The organism is Cereibacter changlensis JA139 (assembly GCF_003034985.1).
GTDB classification, from domain to species: Bacteria; Pseudomonadota; Alphaproteobacteria; order Rhodobacterales; family Rhodobacteraceae; genus Cereibacter; species Cereibacter changlensis.
Genome location: NZ_PZKG01000421.1, coordinates 1 through 571 on the forward strand (window position 1 = coordinate 1; position 571 = coordinate 571).

1 pseudogene is annotated in these 571 nt (G+C 75.8%); it reads left to right on the forward strand.

What is annotated here, in order from left to right:
• Window positions 1-413: pseudogene (locus tag C5F48_RS24455) on the forward strand (cobalamin biosynthesis bifunctional protein CbiET); the annotation flags it as partial.
• Window positions 414-571 lie beyond the last annotated feature (158 nt).

Sequence of the window (571 nt, forward strand, 5' to 3'; positions counted from 1 at the left end):
CGATCGAATGGCTGCTGGCTGCCCCCGGATCGCTCGCGGTCGGGCTGGAGGCCGATGCCGCCCGCGCGGCGCGGGCCCGCGCCAATGCCGAAGGCTTCGGCCTCGGCCACCGTTTCACGCTGCACGAGGCGCGTGCGCCGGAAGGGCTCGACGGCCTGCCGCGCCCCGATGCCGTCTTCATTGGCGGCGGCGCGTCGGAGCCGCTTCTGCAGGCGCTCTGGGACAGGATGCCCGCGGGCTGCCGTCTGGTCGCCAATGCCGTGACGCTGGAGACCGAGGCGCTGCTGGCGCTCTGGTCGGAGCGGAAGGGCGGCAGCCTGCTCAGGATCGAGCTGGCCGAGGCCATGCCTTTGGGCCGCAAGCGCGGCTGGCGTGCGGCCCTGCCGGTGGTGCAGTGGAGCGTCACGCGATGAGGGTGGCGGGGATCGGCTTCAACAGCCGCGCGACGGGCGCCTCGATCCGCGATGCGCTGGCGCAGGCCGGCGGCGCCGAGGCTCTGGCGACGGCGGAGACCAAGGCGGCGGCGCTGCGCGGCCTCGCGCCCGGCCTGCCGGTGCGGGGCATCGCCCCC